Genomic DNA, 25,578 nt, shown 5'->3' on the forward strand with positions numbered 1-25,578 from the left:
GCTGAACCGAGCTGCACGGTGGCCCACTCAGATAGCCCCGAGAAGTCAAAGCCCCCGCGCCGGGCAGGAGGCTTTGATTATTCTCTGGACTACCGCACGCTGAACCTGCGTGAACACCCCGAACTTTACCGCGTCGGCGTGAGTGAGCAGGGCGTGCTGCTGGTCGAGCCTTACAAAAGCGAGCTGCTCCCCCACTGGCGTTTTGCCACCCCCGACCTGGCCCGCGAAAGCAGCGAGATGATCTATGCCATGTTTCTCGCCTACCTGGAGCAGGGCGACTTCGTGGGCGCTGACATGGCACGCAAGTTTTTGCAGATGGGCTACACACGCGCCCGCCGCTACGCCAACCATGCGGGTGGCAGAAAGTACGCCGGTCCGGTTCCACCCGACAAGAAAGGGCAAAGCGGCGCCCACGGCCGATCAGAGCTGCCCCGCCAAATCGAGGACCCGGTCAAGGCGGCCTCGGCGGCCATCTTCAGGGAGAAGTGGTTTCAGGCCAGGGATCACCCCCAATACCAGCGCCTGAAAGCCGAGCATCAGCAACGGTACGAAAGCGGCAGCCGTTCATGAACGGCCAGCATGAGAACGACGCACAGGGTTGCCGGGCCGGGCACCGAGACGCGGCAACCCTTGAAACACCGCAGGCCGCTCCATTCAACCCTTCGTGAACTCCAGCTGCTCGTCCGCTCCCGCTACGGTATGATTTTTTTCGACGCCCAGCAGGCCGAACGAACCTTCAGCCTGCTGTCGTCGTTGGCTGCCGAGGAGGGGCTGCCCCCGTTCAGCTGGTGCCTGACGCGCGGCCTGTATGCCGAGAGGCGAACGCGCTCGCCCGCGAGAATGAGCACTTCAGTGGCGCCGAACTGGAGGCTGCGGTCGCCGCCCTGTACACGGCCTTTGCGGGTCAAGCGCCGCTCAACACCGAACTGCTGCGGCGCGAGTTGCGCCCTACACGCCCGCTGGCCCTGACCCGCGCCGAGGACCTGCAGGCCCTGCGCGCCTGGGCGCGCGAACGGGCAGTCGACGCCGACGGCGGTGAATGGGCCGAAGAACCAGTGCATCGGCACGTCAACGGACGCGCCGGTAGAGTGCGATGCCTCGATGCAGCCCAGCGTGCCTCCTCGCCCGAGGCTGCTTTCGAACTGCCCGGCGCCGCTTTAGACAGATCGAGAAAAAAGGTGGGTTAACTTTCCAACGCCGCCGCGCCCTGTTGCTAGTGTGCCTTCGTTGAACTCGCACACTGACCAGCAGCGGCCCGCGCCACCTGCGCAGAACCGGTCGGTCCTGGCCTCCTCTCAGGGCCTGGGGACCCGTAAACTGCTGCTGCTCGCCGACTACGCGCATCCTTTCGTGTACCGGGAAAGCTTTCCTGAAGGCGTGCCGGAGGTGGATGTGGTGCTGGTTGCCGGCGACGTTCCAGGCTACTACCTGGAATTCATCGCGACCAAACTGCCGGTGCCGGTGCTGTACGTGCATGGCAACCACGCCAACGAGCTCGTCAAGGACGGTGACGGTCCCGCCCAGCCGCCCCGTGGGGTGGTCAACATGCACGGGCGCGTGATGGAAGTGGCCGGGCTGCGCATCGCGGGCTGGGGTGGCGTGCCGCGCTACCGCGAAGGGGGCAGTGGACAGTATGGTGATTTCGAGGGCAGCTGGGGCCTCACCAAACTCGGATGGCGCCTGCTGGGCAAGCCGCTCGACATCCTGCTGACGCACGCTCCGCCCGAAGGACCGCATGCCGGAAGCGACTTCGCGCACCGGGGCTGCAAAGGGCTCACGCGTTTTATCGACAGGCACAAACCGCGCCTGGTAGTTCACGGTCACATTCACGAGTACGAGGGCAAAAAGCACGAGTACACCGAGCGCGGCACCCGGGTGGTGAACGCCTATGGGTACCGGGTCATCGAAGTCGCGCTGTAGCATGCTGCGCTACCACGGCAGCCCGCGCAGATCGATCAGGCCGCTTTTCGGCCAGTGCGACAGCGCCGCCCGTGCGGGCAGCACCATGGCCGGACCGCGGTTGTGCACCCAGACCACGTCGTCGGGATCGAGGTAGCGCACCACCTGCGGCACCCGCGAAAAGCCGCAGCGTTCGTAAAACCCGACCACCTCCATACGGCAGCCCAGAAAGGCGAAGTCCGCCGGGCAGGCGCCCTGCAGCACCCGGCGCAGCTCCTGCATCAGCTGCCGGCCCAGCCCCTGGCCCTGAAGCTCAGGATCGGTACACACGCCCCCGACCCCGGCAATATGCACTTCGCGCTCGCCCACCCCGATCCGGCGGCGCGAAAATACCAGGTGCGCCAGGACGCGCCCTGTACTGTCCTCAAGCCAGATGCGCTGCTCGGGCAAACTGCCCCAGAAGGTCGACTTGGCCCACGCCGCACGAAACTCCGGAAAGGCGGCGTTCAAGAGCCGCCGGATTGCCTCATGCTGCGCCGTGGTCAGCGCTGCTTCGTGGACGACTCGGGAAGTGAGGTGGAGGGTCTGGCTCACAAAGTCAGCCTACCTGACCGTCCAGGCAGTCAGCGAACCATCAGCGGCGCACCACAGCGGCAGCGAAACTTGGTGAGCGTCGATGGCCAGACGTGGGCAGGGCGCGCCATTCGAGGGTGCGGCTCCAAAAGTGCCTTTTCTCGTGGATGTAGACCAGATGACCCTGCGGATGCGCCCGAAAACGGTAGCTGCGTTTACAGCGCGAGCAGGAATACACGTTTCCCCGCTCGGGAAGAGCGGGGAAACGGTCAGGAGAGTTCATGACACAAGCCTACTGCGCTCGGCATTCTTGCGAGAGGCCTGCGACGCTCAGCTCAAGCCGGGCCGGGCGCCCAGGTATTCGCGCACACGCGCCGTTTCGACCTGCCAGTCAGTCTGGGCGATAAAGGGCCGGAAGCCCAGCGCGTAGTTGATGGCCAGCATGCCCTGGTTGCTGTCGGCGTTGCCGGTGCGGACAAAGCGGGCCTGCGCATTGCGCGCGAGCGCCTCGCGCAGATTGGCCGCCTTGATCCAGCGTCCCAGACCGTGCCGGCGATGCTCGGGGCGAACCGCGGTCGCGCCCTGAAACAGCAGGATGTCGCGTCCAGGCTGCCAGAACAGTTCGCTGAAGCCCACCAGCTGACCGCTCGTGTGGTGCTCGGCAAAGGTCGTCAGGCGCTGTTCGCCCGTGGCGCCCATCTGAAGCTGCCATTCGCGCAGGCGTTCGGGCGTCATCTGCCAGTCTTCCATGTCGAGGTCACCGATGGGCGCGGTATTCATGACGTTCCACAGGTCGGCGATCTCGCTCAGGCGCTCTTCGGGATAAGCGCCGGCGTTCAGCCACACCCGGTACTCGGGAGCGCGCGCTTCGCCCTGCTCACTCCACTCGTCGAGCAATACGGGACGGAGCTCGGCCAGGTCAAGCTGGTTGGTGTGCATTGGCAAGGCCGCCTGCGCACCCAGGCGCCGCGTGAACGCCTCACCTGCCGCAATGCGGTCGCTGGTCTTGCCGACCAGTTTGCTGCGGCCTTGCGCTTCGGCGTGCGTCACCACCTCGCGCAGCAGGGCCGCAGCAAGTCCCTGGCGGCGCGCGGCGGCCTCGACGCTGAGGTCCACAAAGGCCAGGTGGGTGTTTTCGCGCAGCGGCAAAAATACCGTGGCGTGCCCGATGACGCGCTCGCCTTCCCAGGCATTGAACTGCGTGACGCGCTCATCGCTTTGCACGTGGCGCATTTCGGTGATGAGCGTTTCGAGCGGCCACGTGGGGTCCTGCGGCAGGCGCTCGGCGCGAATGACTTCGCGGTGTGCCGCCACCGCGCGCAGCACCGCTTCGGGTGCGGTGCTCGGATCGGCGGATTCAATGCGCCACAACAGATTCGTCGTCATTCGTTCCTCCTGAAGAGCGTCCGGGGTGGGCCCGGCGTTCTTTTCCGGCACTGCCGGATTGCTTCTTCAGTGTGCACCGCGATCGTCAGGGCGTCATCCGCCATCCGGCGAGGAGGACCCTGAGCCAAATATGCCAGCATCTGCTTCGCAAGCTTCCCCAGGACACCTTGACGAAACCTTCGAAGAGGGTCTTTTTTGCGGTTGTTTCGGGAAAGCAGTGGTGTACTTCCTGCATGGTTTGGGAGTGTGTGATTGTCGGTGCAGGGCCCGCCGGACTGTCGGCTGCCGTGTATATGGGCCGTTTTCGGCGCAAGACGCTCGTCATCGACAGCGGCGAGGGACGCTGGTCTTATGGACAGTGGAATGAAAATTACCTGGGCTTTCCCGAAGGCGTCGGCGCGCAGGAACTGCACGATCTGGGTCACCGACAGGCCGAACGCTTTGGCGTCGAGTTTCAGACGGGCAGCGTCACCCGCGTGTACCGGGAAGGCGACGAGTACGTGCTGACGCAGAACCCCGGCGAGTTGCGTGCCCGCAGCGTCATCTGGGCCGCGGGCGTGCGCGACAAGTGGCCGACCTTCGTGGGGGTGCGCAGCCTGGTCGGGCGGCAGCTCTTCTGGTGCATTGTCTGCGACGGCTGGCGCACCCTGGACAAACGTCTGCTGCTGCTGGGTGACGACGACAAGGCTGCCAGCACGGTGTTACAGTTCCTGACCTACTCGCGCGATCTCACCGTGCTGGTCGACCCCGAGCAGGACCGCCTCAGCAGCCGCGTCCGAAAACGTCTGCGCGACGACGGCGTCAAGCTGGTGCACGGCAAGATCGACCATGTGACGCTGCAGGGCGAAACGGTTGAGGGCGTGCAGCTGCGCGACGGCAGCCTGCTCGAAACCGACCTGCTGTTCAGCCTGTATGGCAGTTCCCCCAACACCGAAGCCCTGGGCGACCTCGATCTGGAGCTCGCCCGCAACGGGCACATCCGCATCAATGCCAAGAACCAGACCAACCTGCCAGGGTTCTTCGCGGCCGGGGACGTGACCAACCGCCATGCCCACCAGGTGATCTCGGCTGCGCACGAGGGCGCGCAGGCCGCCCAGGCGGCCAATCACATCCTGTACCCCGAGGTGCAGCGCCTGCCGAAACTTCCGCGCGACGGGTAAGTCAGCCTGCCCGGCTGGCCCGCACGGCGCTCCAGACAGCCTCTGCCACGGCGTCCTGCACCAGTGAAGCGAGCAGAAGGGGGTCGGTCGCGGCGCGTGTGCACGAAGACATCACAAAAGCGCTGTCCCCGTCGAAGGGCGTGTGCGACGGGCGAATGACCCGCGCCAGCGCCGCCTGGGCCGCGTCCGCGAGACGACGTGCTTCGGCCTTGCTGACCGTGTGCGCCGTGGCCAGGGCCAGCAGGGTGGTATTGGCGACCTCAGGGGTGTGGTCACTTGAGTGCGGCCCAATTCCGACGCCCGGCCCGGCGAGCAGCTCGCCCTGCGGGCCGACCACGTCGCCGATGGGGTTCACCACGGCAATGCAGCCGACCTCTACGCCCGCGCGCGAAACGAGGGAACTGCCCAAACCTCCGGGCGCCAGATCAGCCGGCCCCAGATACTTGCCGGCAGTAGCGCCCGTGCCCGCACCGACCACGCCGACGGGCACGGGAGCGCCGCTTGCCTGCTGGGCAGCGGCGTAGCCGCTCTGGTCATTCGGGCGGGCCCTGGGATCACCCACCAAAAGGTCGTAGATCACCGCGGCGGGCACGATCGGCACGTTGGCCGCGGGCGTGGGATGACCGACGCCGCGCTCTTCCAGAAAGCGCACGACGCCGCTTGCGGCACTCAGGCCAAAGGCGCTGCCGCCCGTGAGCAGCAGCGCGTGAATACGCTCGACTTTCTTTTCGGGCGAAAGCAGCACCCCTTCACGCGTTCCCGGCGACGGTCCCAGAAAGGACGCCGATGCGACCGCGCCCTCCGGTGGGCAGAGAATGACGGTGCAGCCGGTCTTGCCAACCCCGTCGGTCCAGTGGCCCACCTGAAAGCCGGAAATGGCGGTAAGGGTGCGGTTTTCCATGCGGCAGTCTATCCGTCAGACGGCGCGCCCATCACTGGGAAACTGTTGCTGGAAGAACGGTCACTCGAAGAACTTGAGGCTGTAGCCGGTGTTGCTGGCCGTTCCGCGGGTGTAGGTGGTGTTGCCCCACCACATGTAGCTGCCCTCGTACCAGTAGCGGCCGTTCCAGAAAGGATTGGGGTAATCGTTTTTCGGCACGCCGTGATAGGCAAAGGGTGCGCGTGTGCCCGCCGCCGGGCTGTAGGCGATGTCCCCATAGAGCAACCCGAACGAGTGGTGCCCGACGCCCTTGGCGTACAGCGTCGAGTCCCAGCCATTCATCATCAGGTTCTGCTTGAAGCCGAACAGGCAGCCGTTGGACTTGTAGTAGTCCCAGACGTAGGTCAGGTCACCGCCGGCGCGCAGGCGCAGGTCGGCCAGACAGTAGTTCTCACCCCAGCTGCCGTTGGCGGAGTACACGATATGCAGCTGTCCGTTCGGATCCTTGATGGGCTGCGGACCCTCGTTGATGTAGGGCGAGTCGTTGCGCTCCCACCATTCACGCGGCTGCGAGATGATGTAACGCGCCCCGCTCACCGAGGTCGGGCTGGACATCCGGGCCATGTAGATGTTCTGCTCGACGTTGGTGTCGCCCTGCCAGCCCGACCACACGAAGTAGCGCCCGCCGTTCCAGAGAAACGAGACGCCGTCGATGGCCCACTTGTTGTCCGGCAACGCAAGCAGCTGCGCCGACGAGTAGCCCGAATCGGCACTGCCCGAGCTGATCACATACATGCGGTGTGCGCTGCCCGCCCCCGCCGTGAAGTAGATGTAGTACACCCCGTGGTCAAGGACGATGTCGGGAGCCCACACTTCGGCCCACCCGTTCGGGTTGCCCCAGACCTGCCTCGCCGTGGCGCTCGCCAGACCGCCGATCGAGCTGGCCTGACGCACGTAGAGTCGTCCTCCACTCACCTCGGTCGACACGTAGGTGCTGCCCACGCGGATGACGCTGGGATCGGCATTCTTGATGCTGAGCTGTCCCAGAGGCCGCAAAAGCTGTTCGTGCCCGCCCAGCAGACTCGGTGGTGGAGTGACCGCGAGCTGTTGATCCTGCGCACAGGAAACAAAGGTCGCGCCCAGAATCAGGCCCAGCACAGACTGACGTACGTTCATAACTCTCCTTCGGTCACGCTCAGGCGACGTACAACACCAGCGTCAGGCGACGCACGGAATCAGCAACGGGCGCAGCACACCCCCGTTCGGCAGACGGATGACCCCCTTGTGATTTTTTCTATATTTTCTTTTCTTTCGAACTTGGCCAACAGTACCCAGCCGTGCCGTGTCGTGTCCATTGATGTTGGCTTAACCAAACCACCAACCACCATCGCGTACCGGGCGCCGTGGCTCCAACGAGCTCTCCCACAGCACAGGCATGTTCCCAAAGCCCGGCGCCGCCTGCATAAATAGGGATATCCATATTTCCGTGGCAAACGAAGCGGCGCAGCATACCGCTGCGCCGCTTGACAAATTACGTAAGTCGCCGTTACAGGGACACGGCCCGCTTCTGAATGGCCTGCATGAATTCGGCCCGCGTACGGGCGTCTTCACGGAATGCGCCGCGCATGGCAGAAGTGGTGGTCGAAGAGTGCTGCTTCTCGACGCCACGCATGGCCATGCACAGGTGAACGCCTTCCAGCACCACGGCCACCCCCTTCGGTTCGAGCAGCTCCTGCACTGCCTGGGCGATCTGGGTGGTGATGCGCTCTTGCACCTGCAGGCGCCGGGCGAACATGTCGGTGATGCGGGCGAACTTGCTGAGGCCCAGAATCTTGCGCTCTGGGATGTAGCCGATGTGCGCCCGCCCGAAAAAGGGCAGCATGTGGTGCTCGCACATCGAGTAGAACTCGATGTCCTTCACCACGACCATCTCACTTCCTTCGGCCTCGAAGACGGCCCCATTCGAGACGTCCGCCAGCTCCATGCGGTAACCGGCAGTCAGGTAATGCCAGGCCTTTTCGACCCGTTGCGGTGTTTTCAGCAGACCCTCGCGCTGGGGGTCTTCCCCGATGAGGCCCAGCCACTCGTGCGTCAGCTGCGCCAGCCCGGGCGTCTTGATGAGCTCCTCGGGCAAGGTGTCGCTGTCTTGAAGCTGTTCCAGGTCGTCCACTTCGGTTTGTCCTATCAGCTGAGCGTTGTCCGTTGGCATGCGCCCTCCCGTGGCGCCCAGCGTTGGGCGGCGTCTTTATTAAGGGAAAGTCTAGGCGGGCCCGGCAGGGGGAACTGTCACCGTTATGCCAGAGGGAGAACCTCAGCTGGCGCAGGTCGGCGCGTCGCGGCGAACAGCGCGAGTCTGACCTCCGCGTCGAGCTCTGTCGTCTCAGGCCCAGTCGACCGCACCGAAGGTTTTCTCGCGCTCCGGACCGCATGAGAAAATTACCACCGGGCAACCGGTCTCCTGCTCGATCAGGTCAAGGTAGGCCTGGGCTTCTTTCGGCAGGCCATCTCGTGAGGTCACGCCCTCCGTGCTGCTCCAGCCGGGCATCTCGCGGAACTCGGGCTCGCCCGCCGCGTTGTAGCGCACGCAGACCTTGACCGTTTCCAAACCGGCCAGCACGTCCATCTTGTTGATGACCAGACCGTCAAAACCGTTGACGTCGACCGCGTAGCGCAGCAGTTCGAGGTCCAGCCAGCCGACCCGGCGTGCCCGACCGGTGGTCGTGCCGTACTCGTCCCAGGGCTGCGAACCGTCACCGCGCAGACGCAGCTCCATGTCGCCGAACACTTCGGTCGCAAACGGGCCGTGCCCGACGCGGGTGTTGAAGGCCTTGGCGACGCCGTAGACCTTGCCCAGCGCCTTGTGGCTGACACCCGCACCCACGAGCACTCCACCCACCGTCGGATGACTGGAAGTCACGAAGGGGTAGGTGCCGTAGTTCAGGTCGAGCAGCGTGGCCTGCGCGCCCTCGAACAGCACGTTGCGGCCCTCCTTGATGGCAGCGCGCAGCTGCGCGCCGGTGTCGGCCACAAAGGGCAGCAGCTTTTCACGCATCTGGGCGAGGCTGGCGAGCGCTGCCTGCGGATCGCTCCAGCCGGCATCACGGGTGCTGTTGGGCTTGGCTTCCATCAGGCGCTCCAGACACCCGAGGAGTGTCGCTTCGTCCTGCAGGTCACCGAAGCGCAGGCCCACACGCCGGGCGCGGTCCGCGTAGGCCGGGCCGATACCGCGTCCCGTGGTGCCCACGAAATCCTTGCGTCCGTCCACGTACTTGTGGTGTGGCAGCACCAGGTGCGCCCGGTCGCTGATCCGCAGATCGGGACTGAGGCCCGCGGCCAGCAGGCTGTCACGCTCTTCCAGAAACTTCCAGGGATCGATGACCATGCCGTCACCCAGCACGCTCACCACGCCCTCGTGCAGCACACCGCTGGGCAGCAGGTTCAGCTTGAAGGTCTTTCCGCGGGCGTTGACCGTGTGCCCGGCGTTGGCACCCCCCTGGTAGCGCACCACGAAATCTGCTTTCGGCGCGAGAAAATCCGTGATCTTCCCTTTTCCCTCATCGCCCCACTGCGCGCCAATAATCGCGATTCCCGGCATGTGTGTCCCTCCGTCGCCGCGCGGTGATCCAGCCAGCCTGCGGGCTCCTGGAAACGGTGCCTTGACCGGGCGCTTGGCCAAGTCAAAAAAAAGCACGGTGCGCGGCACCGTGCCCCAGCCTAGCAAGAAAGACACGGCAGAAAGCGACACGTCTACCCGAAACAATTTGACGTGTTTCAGATTGTCAGGACCCCTCGTGGCCGCTCAACGATCTGAAACACGCCCTACACCTGTCGGGCACGAGGAATGGTACTCTCAAGCTGAATCGGGAGGCGCTGAAGTCCGCTTTGCCTCGCAACACCACAACTCTGCATACGGTCACCTGAAGCGGATGGAGCCACTGGTGAGACCGACCCGAGAAGGAGGGCATATGAAAGTGTTCATGGCCGACCGCAATCTTCCGGGAATCACGATGGATCAGCTGGCCGGCGCACAGCAGGCCGCCATCCAGAAGAGTCAGGACTCCACGGAGCAAGGGCGCCCCGTGAAGTACCTGCGCAGCATGTATGTCCCCGGGGACGACCGCTGCATGTGCCTGTTCGAGGCAGAAAGCCCGGATGACGTCCGCCGCGTGAACGATGAAGCGGGCATTCCCTATGAGCGTGTGGTCGAAGCACACGATCTGGCGCCGCGAAGCTGAAAAAGTTGCAGAGGAACATCCGCCGGGGCGGATGTTCCTCTGCAGTGAGTCTCCAGCGGCACGGTCGAGACAGAGCGGCAGACCGTTCGCCGTCACCGCGCGCCGAGGGACTGAGATGATCTCAGTCCCTCGGAAGTCACGTCAGAGCATCAGACGGATGGGAGTTTCGAGCAGCTCCGCTACACCCTGCAGGAAGCTGGCACCCGACCGCACCGACACGGGGCCGGTGAGGGTCAGCGTGGCGCTGCCGTCACGGATCCGGCCAAGCGAGAGCGTGAGGTCGCCCGCGGGCAGCTGCAATTCATCGAGGCCCAGTTCACCGGCGTCAACGACCATCAGGTCACTGAGCTGGCCACCTTCGGCGCCGTGCAGGTCGTCAACTGCCGCACGGAAGTCGGCTGTCAGGTTGGGGGTGGCCACGGGCAGCACTTCGTCACCGACGCCGTACACGCCGACGCTTTGCAACTTCAGCAGGTCGATGCGGCGGGAGGCGGCGCGTGCAACGAAGACCGAGAGGGGGGCCGGGCGCTCGAAGTGCTCGGCGAGGTGCGTCCGGGCCGAAGAAAGCGCCGAGGCGTCGAAGGACAGGCGCAAGGTGGCATAACGCTGCGCGGTGGGCGCGGCGAGCTCCTCTGCGTACACCGCCGAAGTGGGCGCGGTTGCCTGGGGCTGAACGGGAGGCGTGACGACAGTCGGCTCAACGACCTGCGGCTGCATGGGTTCCGGCTGTACGTCGGGCGTGCTCACCGCTTCCTGGACAACCGTCGGTTCGAGGTGAGTTGCAGCCACCGGCGGCTGCTCGGGCTCTTCGAATTCGGGTGTGTCGGCGAAATCCGGCTGAGAGGCCTGGGCAGGCTCGCTTTGAGCGGGTTCCGCCTGCGCGGGTTTGCTGTAGAGGCTCGACAGCAGGCCGCCGGTCATGCTCGAAGTGGTCTGCGGCGCGGCTTCGGTGCGCTGCTCCTCGGGTTGCTGATCGTGCCAGCCCGAGCGCCCTTCGTCCTGCGCTTCATCCTGCGGGGTTTCCTCGGGAGTGGGGGCGTCCTGCGGCAAACCGAAGTCCGAATCGCTGGGCTGATGCGCCGGGGCGTCCTGAGCCGGGTCGACGTAGCCGGGTGTGGGCTGGGTTGCGGGCTCGGTGAGGGGGCGGGCGGGCATGCCGGGATTGAGCGGACCGGGGGTGATAGGCAGGTCAGTGCCGCCCGGAGTTTCCAGCGTTTCGGCACCCGCGTAATCGGCGTCACGTGGCGTGTTGGCCATGTCCTCCGGATCGCGCGTAACGGGCGAGTCGAACTGGTCGTCTTCGTCGAGTTCGAGTTCAAAGTCCATGGCGTCGGCGCCAAAGTCGGCACTTGCCAGGTCTGCGATCCCCAGGTCCGCGACGGTGGGGTCCGCGTTTTCTACGCGCGCACTTGCCACGAAGTCGGCAATGTCGCTGTCCACACCGGCGGCGGCCAGCGTGTGCATGCTGGGCATTTCCCCGTTCCAGTCGGGCGGCGGCGCGTCTACAGGTGTCGCGGGTGGCTCTTCCTCACCGGTCATGATCCGTGCGAGGTACGCCAGAATGTCCTCTTCGACAACCAGGCCGCTCTGACCGGTGCCATTGATGTGGCGCCAGTCGATCCCGTTGGCTTCTGCCAGCACTTTTGCCAGCGGAGCAATCATCTCCATGCCTTCCCCTTTCGTTCCCATTGCTGTGCAGCCCTGCCGGTTCCGCCCTGAGAGGCATAGGAAGCGCCGAGATTCCGGTTCACAATGGTCGTGCTAGAACATTTTCTCATGTTTCTACGCCCTGCACGCATTTTATGAGGCAGGGGTATTACACGTTTCTGACAAACTCTTTATGAGAGTGGTCTGGCTGCAGTACATCTTCTGCAGCGCCGTCGATTTTCTGCGTCGTGCAGCGCATCGCGCGTTCTCATCCGGGCAAACGGGTCCGCGTACGGCTTGATTTGAACGCTCATCTCGCCGTCCCTGGCCAGACATGGCGATAATAGGTCGACATGCTGATGTTTCAAGAAATCCAGGCGCGCGGGCACGAACAGGTCACAGTGGTGCACCACGCGCCCAGCGGTCTGCGCGCCGTGATCGCCGTGCACTCCAGTGTGCTCGGTCCGGCCATCGCAGGCTGCCGCCTGATGCCTTACGAAGAAGACCGGGCGCTTCGCGACGCACTCGCCCTCAGCGAATCACTGACCTACAAAGCCGCCCTCGCTGGCCTCAATCTGGGCGGCGGTGCCTGCATTCTGCTCGCTCCGGAAGGCGGAGATTTCGAGTTGCACGGCCGAGAGGCCCTCTTTCGCGCCCTTGGCCGTCAGGTCCGGCTGCTCGGTGGTCGCCTCGTGCTGACCGAAGATGTCGGGGTCGTGGGCAACGACATCGCCTACGCTGCCCAGGAAACCTCGCACACGCTGGGCATGAACACCGACACGCCCGCGGTCACGGCTTACGGGGTATACCGGGGCATGAAAGCCGCTGCCCGCTACCACCTGGGTGGTGAAAGCATGCGCGGAGTGCGGGTCGCCATTCTCGGTGCGGGCTCGGTGGGCCGCGCGCTCGCCACCCACCTGTTGCGGGAGGGAGCCAAAATCACCGTGGCCGACCTGAAACCCGAAAAAGCGGCGCTTCTGGCCGAGGACCTCGAAGGGCCCATCACCGTCACCAACGCAGACGCCATTTTCGACGCGCCCTGCGACATCTTTTCGCCGTGCGGCTTCGGGCACTCCATTCGTAGCCCGAACGTGCCCCGGCTGCAAGCCAAGATGATTGCGGGCGGCGAGCACAATCCCCTGACCCCGCGAGGTCAGGCCCTGCTGAAAGAAGCCGGCATCGTGTACATTCCCGACTTTGCGATCAACGCCGCCGGTCTGATCGCCGCTTCCAGCGGCGCAAGTGCCGAGGAGGCTGCCGAGCGCGTCTATCAGAACGTGCTGCACCTCAACTTGCAGTCGAGCCGCACCGGACGCGCGCCTCACGAGGTGGCGCGTGAACTGGCCGCCCACCGCATCCGTCTCATCGGCTCGCTTGGCAGCATGAGCAACGAACGATGAGCGACACCATGACCGATCTCCATTTTCCCTCGGCTGGCACTGCCAAAGAACCCTTCGTGATCGGCGTGGCCGGCGGCAGCGGCAGCGGCAAGACCACCGTCACCCTGCGGGTGGTGAGCACTGTCGGGGCCGCGGGGGCCGCCGTGCTGAACCAGGACAACTACTACCGCGATCAGAGCGACATTCCCTTCGATGCGCGCCTGGGCACCAACTATGACCATCCGGCCGCCTTCGACTGGGAACTGCTGCTCGCCCACCTCGACGCCCTCACGAGCGGGGTGCCCATCGAGATGCCCACCTACGACTTCACGCAGCACACCCGCGCAGCGCGGACCCAGACGGTGCTGCCCGCGCCGGTGGTGGTACTGGAGGGCTTCTTTGCCCTGTACGACGCCCGGCTGCGCGACAGGATGCATCTCAAGGTCTTCGTGGACGCCGACGCGGACGTGCGCTTCATCCGACGCTTCCTGAGAGACACCAGCGAGCGTGGCCGCACGCCCGACAGTGTCATTCAGCAGTACCTCGACTACGTCCGTCCGATGCACCTGCAATTTGTCGAGCCCACCAAGCGCTATGCAGACGTCATCATTCCGCACGGCGGCATGAACGAACCGGCCCTGGACATGCTGACCGCGCGCATTCGGGCCACGCTGCCGGGCACCGCCTGACAGGGGCAGGCCGGTGGACCGTGCGCCGCGTTGAACTCCAATCACTCCCACGGCAGAATCGGCGATACTGAGGCCGTGTTGTCGTCACCACCCTCACCTGCCCCGCTGCGCCTCGCGCGCCGACTTTTACTGACCCTGCTGCTCGTGAGCCTTATTCCGGCGTTGCTGTTGGGCTGGTCGCGCGTTCGCTACGAACAGAACTCCCGCACCGTGGCGATCGTGATGGACTACGCCGCCCTGGTGTCTCAGGCGCGCGGCCTGGGCCGCGACAGCGGTGAACTGCTGGCCGAGTATCGCGCTCTGGGAGTCAACGGCGTCGCGCTGATGGAGGAAACCGTGCAGACCCGCATCGCGCGCGGGGAAATCATCGCGCGCACGGGCGCCGAACTCTACGCCGACTTTCCCGGCAAGGGCTTTGATCCCAGCTGGACCTACCTGCGTTCGGTACAGCCGGGCGCGGCCGAAGCCATCCGCGAGCGCTACGTCTACCGGACCCGCAACGTCGAGCTCGAAGGAAAACAGTGGATCGGCTGGCCGGTGGACATCACCGGACTGGCCGCCGGACCCAACATCCGCCTGATCGACTCGCTCAAAGCCGGGGGCTTTCAGGTGGTATACCGGCCTTACGATTCCACTGCAGCGCGTGACGTGGCCTCCGACTGGCCCGACGTACCCTTCATCGCCTTCAATGGTCTCAAGGTCGTCGGCGCCGACAGTCCTGAGCGCCTGAAACTGGTCGATGAGCGCCTGGGTGCGCGCGTTCCCGCCATCATCGAGATGAACCCGCAAAAGGGCATGGCGGCCCTGATCGAAAACCGTCCGGCCATCCGCATGTTCTCGATTCGCCCCGAGTGGCAGGAATTGCTGAGGCCCGACGAACTGGCCAGCAAATTCGTGCTGGCCGCGCGCGAACGCAGTCACCGGCTGCTGTTCGTGCGGCCCTTTCAGACCGTTGACGACACCCGTGATTTCCTGACGCGCGTGAAAGGCGGCCTCGACCGCGCCGACATCAGCATCGGCGCCCCCGCGGTGGCGGACTACTCACCCAACGGTACCCTGCGCGTGTTGTCTCTTTTCGGCCCGCTGATCGCGCTGGCCCTGCTCGCTTTGAGCTATCCGCTCACGCGCCTGGGGATGCTGATCGCGCTCGGCACCGTGGCACTCGTGGTGGTCGTCAACCTCAAGTCGCCGCTGGGAGCGGGCGCCCTGCTCGCCGCCGTGGTCTTTCCGGCGCTGGGCTTCGTGATGCGTCGCCACCGACCGACCGACTGGCTGATTGCCACCGGTTTCAGCCTCATGGGCGTGGCCTTCGTGGCGGCGTTGGGCGCCGACCGCCTGTCGATGCTGGGCCTCGATCCATTTCGTGGCGTGAGCCTCACCCTGATCATGCCGCTCGGCCTGTTCGCGCTGAGCCTGCTGCCCCGTCAGGACATCCGTAAGACCCTCAGCGACCTCTACCACTACCCGCTGCGGCTCGGTGATGTCGCCATCATTGTGGTGGCACTCGCGGCCATTGCCCTGATGGTGCTGCGTCGTGGCAACACGCCTGCCGTGGGCGTCAGCGACGCCGAGACGCGCGTGCGTGCCCTGCTGCAGGACAATTTGATCCGGCCACGCTTCAAGGAAATTGTCGGGCACCCGCTTGCCATCCTGGGTCTCTCGGGTCGGTTGCCGCCCTACTTCACTTCCCTGCTGTTGATGGGCGGTGTCGTCGCGCAGGCCAGCGTGCTGAACACTTTCGCGCACTTTCACACGCCCCTGCTGATTTCTTTGCAACGCGTCGTCAACGGTGTCGCCATCGGCGGCCTGATCGGCTTCGTGCTGCTTCCGCTGCTGGCCTGGGGCATCAAGGTCATGCGTGGCGGCCCGAAAAGCGCCGACACCTTGAGGCCTCCTACGCGCTCCCAGGCTGTCAAGGGCACGGATTGAGACTGGGCCACCCGAGCAGCTGACCGAAGCGGAGGCGAGAAAGACGCCTCCGCTTCGCCATGGAGCGTTGATGCTGCGCCCCGGCCCACGATTTCAGGCCAGCGCGAGCACTGCCCGTCACTTTCGATTACCATTGAGCGCGAATGAAGATTCTGCTGAGCGGCTACTACGGCTTTCACAACACCGGTGACGAAGCCATCGCCCTGGCCATCACCCGCGAACTGAGCACACGCGGACACAGCGTGAACGTCCTGTCCGCCACGCCCGAGGAGACGGCGCGCGCCTTCGGTGTGGCCAGCGCTCACCGCATGCGGCTCCTGAACGTGCTGAAGGCTGTGCTGAGCGCGGACGTGGTTCTCTCAGGCGGCGGTGGCCTGCTGCAGGACCGTACCTCGTCACGCACGCTGACCTATTACCTTGCTGTGATTCGCCTCGCACGTCTGCTGGGCAAGAGGACAGTCGTGTTCAACCAGAGCATCGGACCGCTCAGCCCGGTCGGCGGCAAACGGGTCGCGGCGGCCCTGCGGGCGGTGCCGGCCATCGTGCGCGACCGCCTCAGCCTGGACACCCTTTCACAGCTGGGCGTGCAGGCACGTCTCGGCGGCGACCCGGCGCTGCTGCTGCGGGCCTCAGAAGGAACGCGGCATGAAAACCGCGTGATTCTCGCTCCACGGGCAGGCGAGCGCGGAGCGACCGAGCGGCTGGCCGAGCTGGCGCGCGCGCTGCGCTCGGCCGGACGCGAAGTCGTCTGCCTGAGCTTTCACCCGCCGCATGACGACCAGGAGGCGCGGCTGATCGGTGGTGAGGTGATCTCGACGAGCGATCCGCAGACGGCGCTGGACGCCATCGCCGGCGCGGGCTTCGTGGTTGGTGTTCGCCTGCACGCCGTGATTCTCGCGGCAGCGGCAGGTGTGCCCTTCGCGGGGGTGAGCTACGATCCCAAGGTGGCGGGTTTCTGCGCCGACGCCGGTGCGCTCGCCGTCACGACCGACTTCGACCCGGCTTGGCTGGGCCAGGAAATACTGGCGGGCCGCTCGGTGGACTGGCACGCCGTGGGTGCCATGAAACAGCGCGCGAAGGACAGTTTCGATTGGGCACTCGCACGCTGATCGTGCTACCTTTTAAGAAACCCTGGGTTATGTTCCCGATTGCCGGTCGTAGTTGCGCACGATCAGGCCCACAGCGCGCTGCATGCCCAGGCGCGCGTAAAACGGCTGTGTTTCCGGATCGCACATGACGTCCACCATGTACAGGTCTGACAGTTCTTCCAGCATCCGGCGCACCAGCTCTGAGCCAACACCCCGCCCCTGGTACTCGGGCAGCACTTCCAGCAAGGGAATGTAAGCGCTCAGCACACCGTCGCTGATGGCCTGAATGAAGCCCACCACCCGCTTTCCGTCCACGGCCAGAATCACCCGGTAGCTGCCCTGCAGCAAGCGCAGGAACGTCTCGGGCGCAGGAGGACGGGGCCAGCCGACGAAAAACCCCTGCAGCTGGCCGGCGCCGATGTCGTCGAGGGCGCTGATGTACCGGATCATCAGCGCAGCTTGCCATAGATGCGCCCGCGTAACATCGGCCATTGCTGCTACGCGGCGCCCCGGATCATCAGCTTCGCGCGCTGTTGTGGTGACGGTGCGCCCTTTTTGGCCACCGTCCGGCGCCCAGGCACGCCCCCACGAACGCCCCGGACAGGTCTGCCAGCCAGTCGTCCAGGCCCGCAGAGCGCATCGGTACGAAAGCCTGATGAATTTCATCACTCGCGCCGTACAGGGCGGCAATCACCCAGGCGGCGCGCCAGCTTCCGGTGGCCCTCGCCAGCAGAAAGCCCAGCAGCGCGTACTCCAGGGCGTGCGCCAGCTTGTCCCAGGGCGCCGGAATTCCCACGCCCTCACCGCTCTGGGCCGAGAAGACAAAAATTACGGCCATGTGCACCAGGGCCAGCAGCCACCACGTTCTCACTGCCCGCTCCTCGACCGGGCAGTCAATGCACGCTCTGAGGGCGCTCAGGCGCGCAGGGCTCGGCAGGATGCTCGACCAGCTCGATCAGCGTGCCGGCGCCCCAGCGGGGATGCGCGAAGACCACCCGCGTGCCGGCGCGGCCCGGACGCGGCGTATCGCTCAGCAGCACGGCGCCTTCATGGCGCAGACGCTCGATCTGCGCTTCCAGCTGCTCCACCCGAAAAGCGAGGTGATGCAGCCCGGGACCGCGCTTTTCCAGAAACACCGCGACCGGGCTGTCCGGGCGGGTCGGCATCAGCAGTTCTACCAGGCTCGCGCCCACCATGAAGGCCCGCACCCGCACTCCCTGCGACCCGACCTCCTCGTCGGGACCTTCGGGCGCGAGGCCCAGCGCGAGATAGGGAGCGCTGCCCACCTCGAGGTCAGGCGTGGCGATGGCGACGTGATCGAGCAGAAGGTCGGTCATAAAAGCATTGTGCCGTAGGCGAAGCTCAGGGAACCACGTAGGCGGCCGCACGCGCATCGCCCTGCAGCCCCGAGGACACCGCTTCGGGTGAAGGCGTGCGGATGTTGCCGCGCGAGAAGCCGCTCAGGTCGTAGCGCTGCACGCTGCCGGGCAAAATGACGTAGAGGTAACCATCCGGTCCGATGACCACGTCACGCAGGTTCTGCAGGGAGGTGCTGGTCAGGACCAGGGTACTGGTAAAGTCGTCGCCACTCCGGTAACGCAGCGTGAGCGTGCCGGTGCTGCCAGTCGGATTACCGTTCCAGGCAGCCAGGATGCCCTGGGCGGTCCACAAGCGGTCCGCGCGCTCCGTGAACCCCGCTACAGGGTCACCCAGCACACCGGAAGCCGCCACGGTCCGCACTCCCGCTTCCGTGGCGGCGTAGAGGGTACTTCCCAGGACCGCGAGATCACGAATGAGGGGAGTACTGGTATTCAGCACGTCCACCTGCGCGCGGACGACGCCGTCGTTGGGGTTGCCGTCCGCACGAATCCGGTCGATTTCGCTGACCTCCAGCGCGCCGGATCTGCGCGCGACGAACAGATCCTCGCCCAACACGGCCAGATGGACGTCTCGTGGATCGGTCGTGAGCGGCGCGGGAAGAAGCGCATTGAACAGCAGAGTGCCGCTTGATGCGTACAGTGCCACCCATTGCTCACGCGCTCCTGCCGGGCACCCCAGGTCGTTGTTCGCGCCAATGTCCGAGAACAACGCCAGGCGAGTTCCACTCTGGTTCGGCTCGACCTGACGGTAGCAGGGCACGTAATCCGGTAGGCCGTTCCGGTTGTAGTCGGGCGCCGGGCTGGCGCCGGGCGTTCCAGCGGGCACCACGGCGCCAATGGTCCGAACGGGCGTCGTGGCGTTCGCGCCGCGCAACTCCAGCCGGTCCGTGAAGGCAACCCCCAGCAGGAATCCCGCTTCCACGGTGGCGAGGTCGGTGACGCGCGACGCCGTGGTGACGGGCGCCGAGGCCGACGGGGCCCCGGTGTCCTGCACGCCAACCAGCCGCAAGGTCGTTTCGCCGTCCTGCACGACCACATTAAAGGCCCGGCCCGACTCTTCGGTGCCAGTGCAGGCGGTCAGGGCGGCGCACAGCGCCACGGTGGCCAAGCGCCGTAAGGGATTCGGAACGGGCATCAGTTTCCTCCGGTGGTGAGGCCGGGCAGGCGCACACCGTTGTTGGTGACGTCGATGTTCTGTCCGCCGCCCAGCGGAACGGAAAGCGAGAGCCGTACCCGCTGCTCGACCGGGTTGAGTTCGGCGCCAAAGGTCCAGCAGCAGCGGTCCACGTTCAGACGGAAGATCGGCTTGAGGGGCTGCGGCGTGGCCGTCGGCGAGAAGGTAAAACTCTGATCGAGGATCACGCTGAAGTACGCCTCGGGCCGCTCGATCGGGCCCAGCGCGAAGGTCACACCGAAAGGACGGAAACTCAGGGTGTCGGTGATCGCGGCGCCGCTGCGGGTCCGGGCGAAACGTACCTCACCCGCGAGTCCGATGCGCGGTGACACGTCGAACTGGGCGTTGGCGCTGGCGTTGGCCACATCGAGGTAAGCGCGGTCGAGTCCTGGCATGTTGAGGGTGGTGTTCAGCACCAGCCGCTGCCCGGGCGAGGTGCTGCTGTAGGTACCGGTCAGGGTGGGCGTGTTCCAGCCACCGCGCGTCAGGCTGTAACGCCCGCCGTACTGCACCGACCAGCTGGTGGCCCCGCCCTGCGGGCTGCTGAGGGCAAAGTTCAGGTTTCCCTGGCCTTCAAGAGGGTCCTCGCTTTCCACCACCGCGTCGGGCAGCAGAAAATCGTGGCTGGAACTCAGGGTGGTGCCGCGCCAGGTCAGGCTTTGCGAGCCCTGAATACGCGGGTTCTGGGTCGAGAAGGTCTGATCGACGCTCATGCGGATAGGGTTCAGGATGGCGTCCTCGGTCGCGATGCCGTTCACCTGCGCCCGCACGGACTGCAGGTGGCCCTGCTGCAGGTTGTAGGTCGCCGTGAAGCTGGCGTCGGCGCTGCGGTCGGGATTGATGTAGCCCAGCGTGCCCACGAGCGGCTGGTATCCATTGAGGTAATTGAAGCTGGTACTCAGGCCGAACGTCACGCCCACCCCGCCGCCGACGTTCAGCCGGGCGTCCCAGTTCTCCAGGCGCCTCAGGAAAAAATCATATTGCACGTTGCCGCGCAGATCGACCGGATTGGGATTGGCCGTAACGGCGACCCGTGCAGGCTCCTGGTTGTCGGCGGGCTGCACGAAGTCATAAGCCTGCTCGGCTTCCAGCTGCAGCCAGGGCGCCAGCCGGGTGGTGGCGTTCAGGCGCAGCACGCCGCTCAGACGGCGACTCCCCACCCGGTCGAATTCGAACGGTGAAGTTCCTTCCTGACGAGCGTAGTCGTAACGCACGCTGAAGCTGGTGTCCGGGGTGACTTCCTGGCGCAGGGTGGTGTTCACGTCGAGGTTCACGACCCGCGCACCAGTCGAGTAGTACTGACCGGTGAACGTGTTGCGCACGCTGAAGGTCGCGCCGCTCCAGGGGCGGGTTTCATAGGTGATGTTGTGGGTCTCCAGCAAGCGCTCGGCGCTGAAGTTGTCTCCCGCAGCGCGGGCCGTACGGCTGAGCGGGTTGCTGGCGGCAGTATACGAACCGAAAGTCACGGCGAAATCCGCGGACAGTTCACCCCAGCGGATGGGCTGAAAATCCAGGGTGATCTCGGGACGCCTCAGCACCTCATTCAGACGCCCCACCGGGTCCGGGCCGAAGCGTCCGGTGTAGCGGAAGGTCGCGTCGAGCTCGTTCCACTCGGCTTTGGCGGTGAAGTCCACGCCCGTGACGCCCTTGCGCTCCACACTCTGACCGATGTCACGGCGCTCCGCTGTGAGCGTGTATTGCAACCCGTTCTTGGTGCCTTCCCAGGGCAACAGCCCGGTGGCGTTGACGCGAAAGTCGAAGTTGTACCCGCCGCCCAGCGGGTCGTTCACCCGGCGCGGCTCAGCCAGCGCGTACAAATCGAGCCGCTGAACGCCGAAGATCAGGTCGTACGCCGACAGGTCGACTCCCAGACCCAGCGAGGGTGCGCGGTTCTGGTAGTAACGCAGCAGGGTGTACCCCAGCGCGTTCGAGCCGATGGTGAAAGGCAGCCCGACACGCGCAAAAAGGCCGTCCACGCTGTCCTGGCCGATCTCGAAACGGGGTTGCCGGTCCGGATCGTTCAGGAACAGCACCACCATCGGCAGGTAAGCCACCGGAGCGTCGGCCAGCAGCAGGGTCGCTTCGTAAGCGATCAGACGGTCTCCTGGATACAGCACGACTCGGCCGGCCCGGAAGGCGTAATCGTTCGGCGTGCGCCCGCAGCGGGCACAGGGCGTAAAGTACGAGTTGTTCGCCTGCAGCTGCCCCGGCACACGCTCGACCTGCTCGCCCCGAATCTGCAGGTCGGCGGTGGTGATGATGACGTCTTCCCCGGCGAGGTTTTCGGTGCCGAGATTCACGACCAGTCCGTCGCCGGTCAGGACCTGTTCGCTCTCCTGACCATCCTGACCGCGCGTGACGCTTTTGTAATACGTCTTGCCCACCAAGGTGAGCGTGCGCCGCGTACGGTTGTACTCGACCCGGTCGGCCCGAATGACATCCCGCTCGAGGTGCAGCTCGACGCCTCCACTGATGACGACGAGCTCCTGGTTGTCGACGCGCCGCAATTCGAGGCGGTCGGCAGAGATGATTTCGATGGTGCGCGCCTGCGCGCCCGCGAGAAGCGCGCCGAAGAGCACCATGAGACGGGCCAGAACCAACATGAAGCGCATGCGGGGTTCAGCTTAACCCGCCCGCGTGAGCATGTCCAAGAAACACATTTGAAGCCCTGCCTCACGGGGGCATCAGGAAGTGCAGTTTACTCTGTGCTGGCGCCGCTCCAGGCCAGAGCCGGCAGCGACTCACGAAGGTTCACGAGCGTCTGCGTGCGGGAGAACGCAATCACGCTGCCACCATTCGGCAGGACGCGGGCTTCCTGCAACTGACTGAGGCCCACCCCGGGGTAATAAAACCCCAGGATCTGCGCGTAATTCCACTGCCGGGAGGCAAGTCCGCTGGCACCCCACTGCGACAGCCCGACCCCGTGTCCAAATCCGGCACCGCTGACCTGCAGCGGGTCGGTGCCGGTAAACGTAACCCGTGTCGAGTGGGCACCCAATGCCCGTACGAATCCGCCTGCCTCGGCACCCGCAATCCGGGCGAGGCCGTGTGAACCCTGAAAGGTCACTTCGAGCGGTCGACCCGATGCGCTCAGACGAGTGATGGCGACGGCCTGCAGCGCGCCGACACGCACGTTGTAACGCTGCGCGACTTCTGCCACCCGGGCAAGCGGAATGCTGAGGGTCCATTCGCTTTTGGGACTGCGCGACAGCGGATCGGGCTGCGCCACCAGGTACGGGTAGTCAGTACCCCAGACTTCGCCGGCGCTGGCAGTGTAGCCTCCGCTGTCGCTTGAAAACACGGCACGGGCAGCCTTGCCCGCAAACGAGATGACCGAACCACGCGTCTGCGCGACCGCCTCGTTGGCGCTGGGTGTTTCGCGGGCGATTCCTCCATATACCTGGCACTGTTCGGAGGCGCACAGATCGTAGGCTGCTCCCGGACTGAGACGGGATACGGCGTAGGTGCGCGCGATGACTGCCTGGGCCTTGAGCGCCTCGGCAGGCCAGCTGCTGGGCATCTCGGCGGGTACGACACCACGCAGGTAATCCTCGAGATCGACAATATTGATGGCCTCGACCTTGCCCGCGAGGGCGCGCAGCAGGACGCCACCGCGGTACTCGCCTCCCCCGATACCCACCACGCTTCCGGGCGTGGGCGGCAGGTACAGGTTGGGCGAACCGCTGTCCTGCCCGTTCAGGCTGAGGTTGGAGCCCTGAAGTCCCACCTGCCACTCGGCGTACGAGACTGGAGGAACACCCGCAGCGGGCAGGCCGGTGACAGCGGCGTTGATGGGAACGCGCACGCTGACGCCCGGTCCACTGCTGACCAGCACGCGGATGTTCACGGCGTGAGCGGCAAAAAGGGCAGACATCGCCAGCGCCGCGAGCAAAGTTCGCACTCGCATGTTGGAGCAACTATAAACCATTTCGTGAAGGCTGTCTTTAAGTTTTTTATCCTGACGAGCCGGCTTGACGTGCATCAGGCCAGCGCCCATAACGAGAGCATGCCAGCGCTTTTCCCACAGGGGAGTCTTTCGTGAAGCCCGGAAAGGTCTTCAGCCATGTCGGACAGGCCTTTCCAGGCGGAGCGTACGACTACGTGATCGTCGGGGGTGGACGATTGGGGTTGGCGGTGGCTTTTTACCTCCGGCGCGCCATACCCGAAGCCCGAGTGTTGATCGTCGAACAAAGTGGTATTCCCAGCGAAGGTGGAGCGCTTCTGCACGCACGCGGCGTCTGGCACTCCGCGGACCTGCCTCCGGGCAAGCTCGCGCAGGCCACCTGGGCCCGGCAGGTATGGCAGGACCCGGAAGCCGAAACCGGCACCCGGCGGCCCCACGATCCCCGTTTCCAGCCTGTCGGATGGGCGCGGGCCCTGAATGTGGCAAGTGAGGACACTGAGGACCACTTTCACGGCGAAGGACTGGCGCTGCTCGAACCTCAGGCTTTTCTGTCCAAGTTCAGCCCGGACGCGCGCGAGCAGCTTGGCACGCTGCTGGACTGGTCGAGAATTGGCGCGGTGCAGTTCGATGCGCAGGGCGGTTACGGCAGCGCCACCTCGCTCGCGCTGTCATATGGGTACGGTGCGGTGCGGCTCGGTGCGGACCTGCTGCTGAACACCGAGGCACGCCTGCATCCAGGCGCAGTGGAGCTGAGGCGGCTGGACATCACCCCTCGCATGGAGGTGGTGGTCGCGCAGACCCTGCGCGTGCCGTGTGCCCACCTGATCGTTGCGGCGGGCAGCGAGGGACCGGCGCTGCTGGAAAGCGATCTCGGCCTGGTCTGTCCGCATGGCCGGGCTTACGCTCAATTTCCCCGCTTGGAATTACCTCCCGCTGCAGGCATTCCGGTCATTTCGCGGGCGGGTTTCACCGTGCGGTCCGGCGAGGGTGGTTTTCGCGTCCTGCCTGCCGCAGCCCCGGGCGGCGACCCGCCCGAATACCAGCCGTGCGGTGGACGACTGACGGGCGTTCCCGTCGGAGTACGACGAGAAATTCTCGATGAACTGCTGCTGTCCCTGCCCGACTGGCCGGCCTTCGAGGGCGGCGCGCTCAACCTCGGCAAGACGGTGGTGGATGTGCCGGGCGGCTGGGAAGCCCGGCCGCGCGGAGGATGGCCGCTGTGGCGGCACGTGGCCGACAACGTGACCCTGCTGCTGGGTGGCCTGGAGAGTGACCGCCTGGGTCTGCCCACAGCCCTCGACCTGGCGTACGAATTGGCAGGAATTGCCGGGCGACCTTGGCACGACGTGTAGACGGCCGGCTGGGCACCCGGTACACCAGTGGATAGCATCGGGCATGGATCAGGGCTATCTGGAGCGCATTCTCACCAGTCGTGTCTATGAGGTGGCGCATGAAACCCCATTGCAGCCGGCCGCCCAGTTGTCCAGCCGCTTGGGCAACCGGGTGCTCTTCAAGCGCGAAGACACCCAGCCCATTTTTTCTTTCAAGCTGCGCGGCGCTTACAACAAGATGGCGCAGCTTTCCCAGGAGGAACGGGCCTGCGGGGTCATCTGCGCCTCGGCCGGCAACCATGCGCAGGGAGTTGCCTTCGCGGCGCAGCATCTCGGGATTCATGCGGTGATCGTGATGCCCGCGACCACCCCGGAAATCAAGGTGAGCGCGGTGCGGTCACGCGGCGCCGAGGTGGTCCTGATCGGTGACAGCTACAGCGACGCGGAAGCGCACGCCTTCGAGCTGCAGCGCGAGCGGGGCCTCACCTTCGTGCATCCCTACGACGATCCTCTGGTCATCGCAGGTCAGGGCACCATCGGGCTGGAGTTGCTGCGGCAAGCGCCGGAGCGGCCCTTCCGGGTCTTCGTTCCCATCGGTGGCGGGGGCCTGATCGCTGGCATCGCGGTTTTTCTGCGCAGCCTCGATCCACGCATCGAAGTGATCGGCGTCGAGCCCGACGACTCCGACGCGATGTTTCAGAGCCTGCAGGCCGGGGAACGTGTACGCCTCGATCAGGTGGGCATCTTCGTGGATGGTGTGGCCGTGCGTCAGGTGGGCGCCCACACCTTCGACCTGACGCGCCGTTACGTCAGCAAAATCGTGCGTGTCGGTACCGACGAGGTGTGCGCGGCCGTCAAGGACGTGTTCGAAGACACCCGCGCGGTGATGGAGCCGGCGGGTGCGCTCGCCGTCGCGGGCCTCAAG

24 protein-coding genes (1 of these 24 cut by a window edge) are annotated in these 25,578 nt (G+C 65.4%); 11 read left to right on the forward strand and 13 right to left on the reverse strand.

The window, feature by feature from the left end; translation table 11 throughout:
• The first annotated feature begins 18 nt into the window (after positions 1-18).
• The 3 genes from DEIPE_RS04045 (at position 19) to DEIPE_RS04055 (ending at position 1,920) form a co-directional block, all read left to right on the forward strand.
• Positions 19-570 carry a DUF4385 domain-containing protein gene (locus DEIPE_RS04045; protein ID WP_015234710.1) on the forward strand — a complete coding sequence of 184 codons (552 nt, stop codon included), beginning with the start codon at positions 19-21 and terminating at the stop codon, positions 568-570.
• A gap of 218 nt (positions 571-788) precedes the next feature.
• Positions 789-1,187: a hypothetical protein gene (locus tag DEIPE_RS04050; RefSeq protein ID WP_041230688.1), complete on the forward strand. Its 399-nt coding sequence runs from the start codon at positions 789-791 to the stop codon at positions 1,185-1,187.
• Positions 1,188-1,218: 31 nt separating this feature from the next.
• Complete coding sequence (locus tag DEIPE_RS04055) at positions 1,219-1,920, forward strand: metallophosphoesterase family protein (RefSeq protein ID WP_015234711.1); 702 nt, start codon at positions 1,219-1,221, stop codon at positions 1,918-1,920.
• Positions 1,921-1,929: 9 nt separating this feature from the next.
• Here the strand turns inward: DEIPE_RS04055 and DEIPE_RS04060 are convergent, their stop codons facing one another.
• Together DEIPE_RS04060 and DEIPE_RS04065 are read right to left on the reverse strand one after the other, a co-directional pair.
• On the reverse strand, positions 1,930-2,493 hold the full coding sequence (locus DEIPE_RS04060; RefSeq protein WP_015234712.1) for a GNAT family N-acetyltransferase: 564 nt from the start codon (positions 2,491-2,493) through the stop codon (positions 1,930-1,932).
• 309 nt (positions 2,494-2,802) lie between these two features.
• A complete protein-coding gene (locus tag DEIPE_RS04065; protein WP_015234713.1) occupies positions 2,803-3,858 on the reverse strand; it encodes a GNAT family N-acetyltransferase in 1,056 nt (351 codons plus the stop codon).
• 248 nt (positions 3,859-4,106) lie between these two features.
• On the opposite strand from DEIPE_RS04065, the gene DEIPE_RS04070 reads away from it, so the two are divergent.
• Entirely contained in the window at positions 4,107-5,018 is a 912-nt protein-coding gene (locus tag DEIPE_RS04070) for an NAD(P)/FAD-dependent oxidoreductase (protein ID WP_245557589.1), read from the forward strand.
• Between the two features lies 1 nt (position 5,019).
• Here the strand turns inward: DEIPE_RS04070 and DEIPE_RS04075 are convergent, their stop codons facing one another.
• The 4 genes from DEIPE_RS04075 to DEIPE_RS04090 all read right to left on the reverse strand — a co-directional run bounded on the left by DEIPE_RS04075 (position 5,020) and on the right by DEIPE_RS04090 (position 9,493).
• Positions 5,020-5,919 carry a P1 family peptidase gene (locus tag DEIPE_RS04075; protein WP_015234715.1) on the reverse strand — a complete coding sequence of 300 codons (900 nt, stop codon included), beginning with the start codon at positions 5,917-5,919 and terminating at the stop codon, positions 5,020-5,022.
• Positions 5,920-5,979: 60 nt separating this feature from the next.
• The gene (locus DEIPE_RS04080) at positions 5,980-7,074 is read right to left on the reverse strand and encodes a glycoside hydrolase family 43 protein (RefSeq protein ID WP_015234716.1); all 1,095 of its coding nucleotides are present in this window, start codon (positions 7,072-7,074) and stop codon (positions 5,980-5,982) included.
• Positions 7,075-7,444: 370 nt separating this feature from the next.
• Positions 7,445-8,107 carry a GTP cyclohydrolase I FolE gene (folE, locus tag DEIPE_RS04085; RefSeq protein WP_015234717.1) on the reverse strand — a complete coding sequence of 221 codons (663 nt, stop codon included), beginning with the start codon at positions 8,105-8,107 and terminating at the stop codon, positions 7,445-7,447.
• Positions 8,108-8,278: 171 nt separating this feature from the next.
• Positions 8,279-9,493 carry an adenylosuccinate synthase gene (locus tag DEIPE_RS04090; protein WP_015234718.1) on the reverse strand — a complete coding sequence of 405 codons (1,215 nt, stop codon included), beginning with the start codon at positions 9,491-9,493 and terminating at the stop codon, positions 8,279-8,281.
• 370 nt (positions 9,494-9,863) lie between these two features.
• On the opposite strand from DEIPE_RS04090, the gene DEIPE_RS04095 reads away from it, so the two are divergent.
• Complete coding sequence (locus DEIPE_RS04095; RefSeq protein WP_015234719.1) at positions 9,864-10,133, forward strand: DUF4242 domain-containing protein; 270 nt, start codon at positions 9,864-9,866, stop codon at positions 10,131-10,133.
• 141 nt (positions 10,134-10,274) lie between these two features.
• On the opposite strand, the gene DEIPE_RS04100 is transcribed toward DEIPE_RS04095, so the two are convergent.
• Positions 10,275-11,801, reverse strand: a complete 1,527-nt coding sequence (locus DEIPE_RS04100; RefSeq protein ID WP_083865859.1) for an E3 binding domain-containing protein — start codon at positions 11,799-11,801, stop codon at positions 10,275-10,277.
• Between the two features lie 332 nt (positions 11,802-12,133).
• Between DEIPE_RS04100 and DEIPE_RS04105 the strand changes: the two genes are divergently transcribed.
• The 4 genes from DEIPE_RS04105 to csaB all read left to right on the forward strand — a co-directional run bounded on the left by DEIPE_RS04105 (position 12,134) and on the right by csaB (position 16,886).
• The gene (locus DEIPE_RS04105; protein WP_015234721.1) at positions 12,134-13,180 is read left to right on the forward strand and encodes a Leu/Phe/Val dehydrogenase; all 1,047 of its coding nucleotides are present in this window, start codon (positions 12,134-12,136) and stop codon (positions 13,178-13,180) included.
• A gap of 8 nt (positions 13,181-13,188) precedes the next feature.
• A complete protein-coding gene (gene udk, locus DEIPE_RS04110) occupies positions 13,189-13,848 on the forward strand; it encodes a uridine kinase (RefSeq protein ID WP_052326764.1) in 660 nt (219 codons plus the stop codon).
• Positions 13,849-13,923: 75 nt separating this feature from the next.
• The gene (locus DEIPE_RS04115) at positions 13,924-15,777 is read left to right on the forward strand and encodes a DUF5693 family protein (RefSeq protein WP_174311255.1); all 1,854 of its coding nucleotides are present in this window, start codon (positions 13,924-13,926) and stop codon (positions 15,775-15,777) included.
• Positions 15,778-15,920: 143 nt separating this feature from the next.
• Complete coding sequence (gene csaB, locus DEIPE_RS04120; protein WP_015234724.1) at positions 15,921-16,886, forward strand: polysaccharide pyruvyl transferase CsaB; 966 nt, start codon at positions 15,921-15,923, stop codon at positions 16,884-16,886.
• 27 nt (positions 16,887-16,913) lie between these two features.
• Here csaB and DEIPE_RS04125 read toward each other — a convergent pair whose 3' ends face one another.
• The 6 genes from DEIPE_RS04125 to DEIPE_RS04150 form a co-directional block, all read right to left on the reverse strand.
• Positions 16,914-17,315: a GNAT family N-acetyltransferase gene (locus DEIPE_RS04125; RefSeq protein ID WP_015234725.1), complete on the reverse strand. Its 402-nt coding sequence runs from the start codon at positions 17,313-17,315 to the stop codon at positions 16,914-16,916.
• A 67-nt stretch (positions 17,316-17,382) separates the two neighbouring features.
• Positions 17,383-17,736 (reverse strand): VanZ family protein, encoded by a 354-nt coding sequence (locus tag DEIPE_RS04130; protein WP_015234726.1) that lies wholly within the window; start codon positions 17,734-17,736, stop codon positions 17,383-17,385.
• A gap of 22 nt (positions 17,737-17,758) precedes the next feature.
• Positions 17,759-18,202 carry a VOC family protein gene (locus DEIPE_RS04135; RefSeq protein WP_015234727.1) on the reverse strand — a complete coding sequence of 148 codons (444 nt, stop codon included), beginning with the start codon at positions 18,200-18,202 and terminating at the stop codon, positions 17,759-17,761.
• A gap of 25 nt (positions 18,203-18,227) precedes the next feature.
• Positions 18,228-19,379: a hypothetical protein gene (locus tag DEIPE_RS04140; RefSeq protein ID WP_015234728.1), complete on the reverse strand. Its 1,152-nt coding sequence runs from the start codon at positions 19,377-19,379 to the stop codon at positions 18,228-18,230.
• Positions 19,379-22,030 (reverse strand): LPS-assembly protein LptD, encoded by a 2,652-nt coding sequence (locus DEIPE_RS04145; RefSeq protein WP_015234729.1) that lies wholly within the window; start codon positions 22,028-22,030, stop codon positions 19,379-19,381. Before DEIPE_RS04145 ends, DEIPE_RS04140 begins: the two co-directional genes overlap by 1 nt.
• Before the next feature lie 86 nt (positions 22,031-22,116).
• Complete coding sequence (locus tag DEIPE_RS04150) at positions 22,117-23,325, reverse strand: SpoIID/LytB domain-containing protein (protein ID WP_157448756.1); 1,209 nt, start codon at positions 23,323-23,325, stop codon at positions 22,117-22,119.
• Positions 23,326-23,456: 131 nt separating this feature from the next.
• On the opposite strand from DEIPE_RS04150, the gene DEIPE_RS04155 reads away from it, so the two are divergent.
• Together DEIPE_RS04155 and ilvA are read left to right on the forward strand one after the other, a co-directional pair.
• Positions 23,457-24,674: an FAD-dependent oxidoreductase gene (locus DEIPE_RS04155; protein ID WP_015234731.1), complete on the forward strand. Its 1,218-nt coding sequence runs from the start codon at positions 23,457-23,459 to the stop codon at positions 24,672-24,674.
• Positions 24,675-24,717: 43 nt separating this feature from the next.
• Positions 24,718-25,578 carry the 5' portion of a threonine ammonia-lyase, biosynthetic gene (ilvA, locus tag DEIPE_RS04160; RefSeq protein ID WP_015234732.1) on the forward strand. The gene runs 651 nt beyond the window's last position, so only the first 861 of its 1,512 coding nucleotides appear in the window; the start codon lies at positions 24,718-24,720; its stop codon lies off the right edge, out of view.

This window comes from Deinococcus peraridilitoris DSM 19664 (assembly GCF_000317835.1).
Taxonomy (GTDB): Bacteria; Deinococcota; Deinococci; order Deinococcales; family Deinococcaceae; genus Deinococcus_A; species Deinococcus_A peraridilitoris.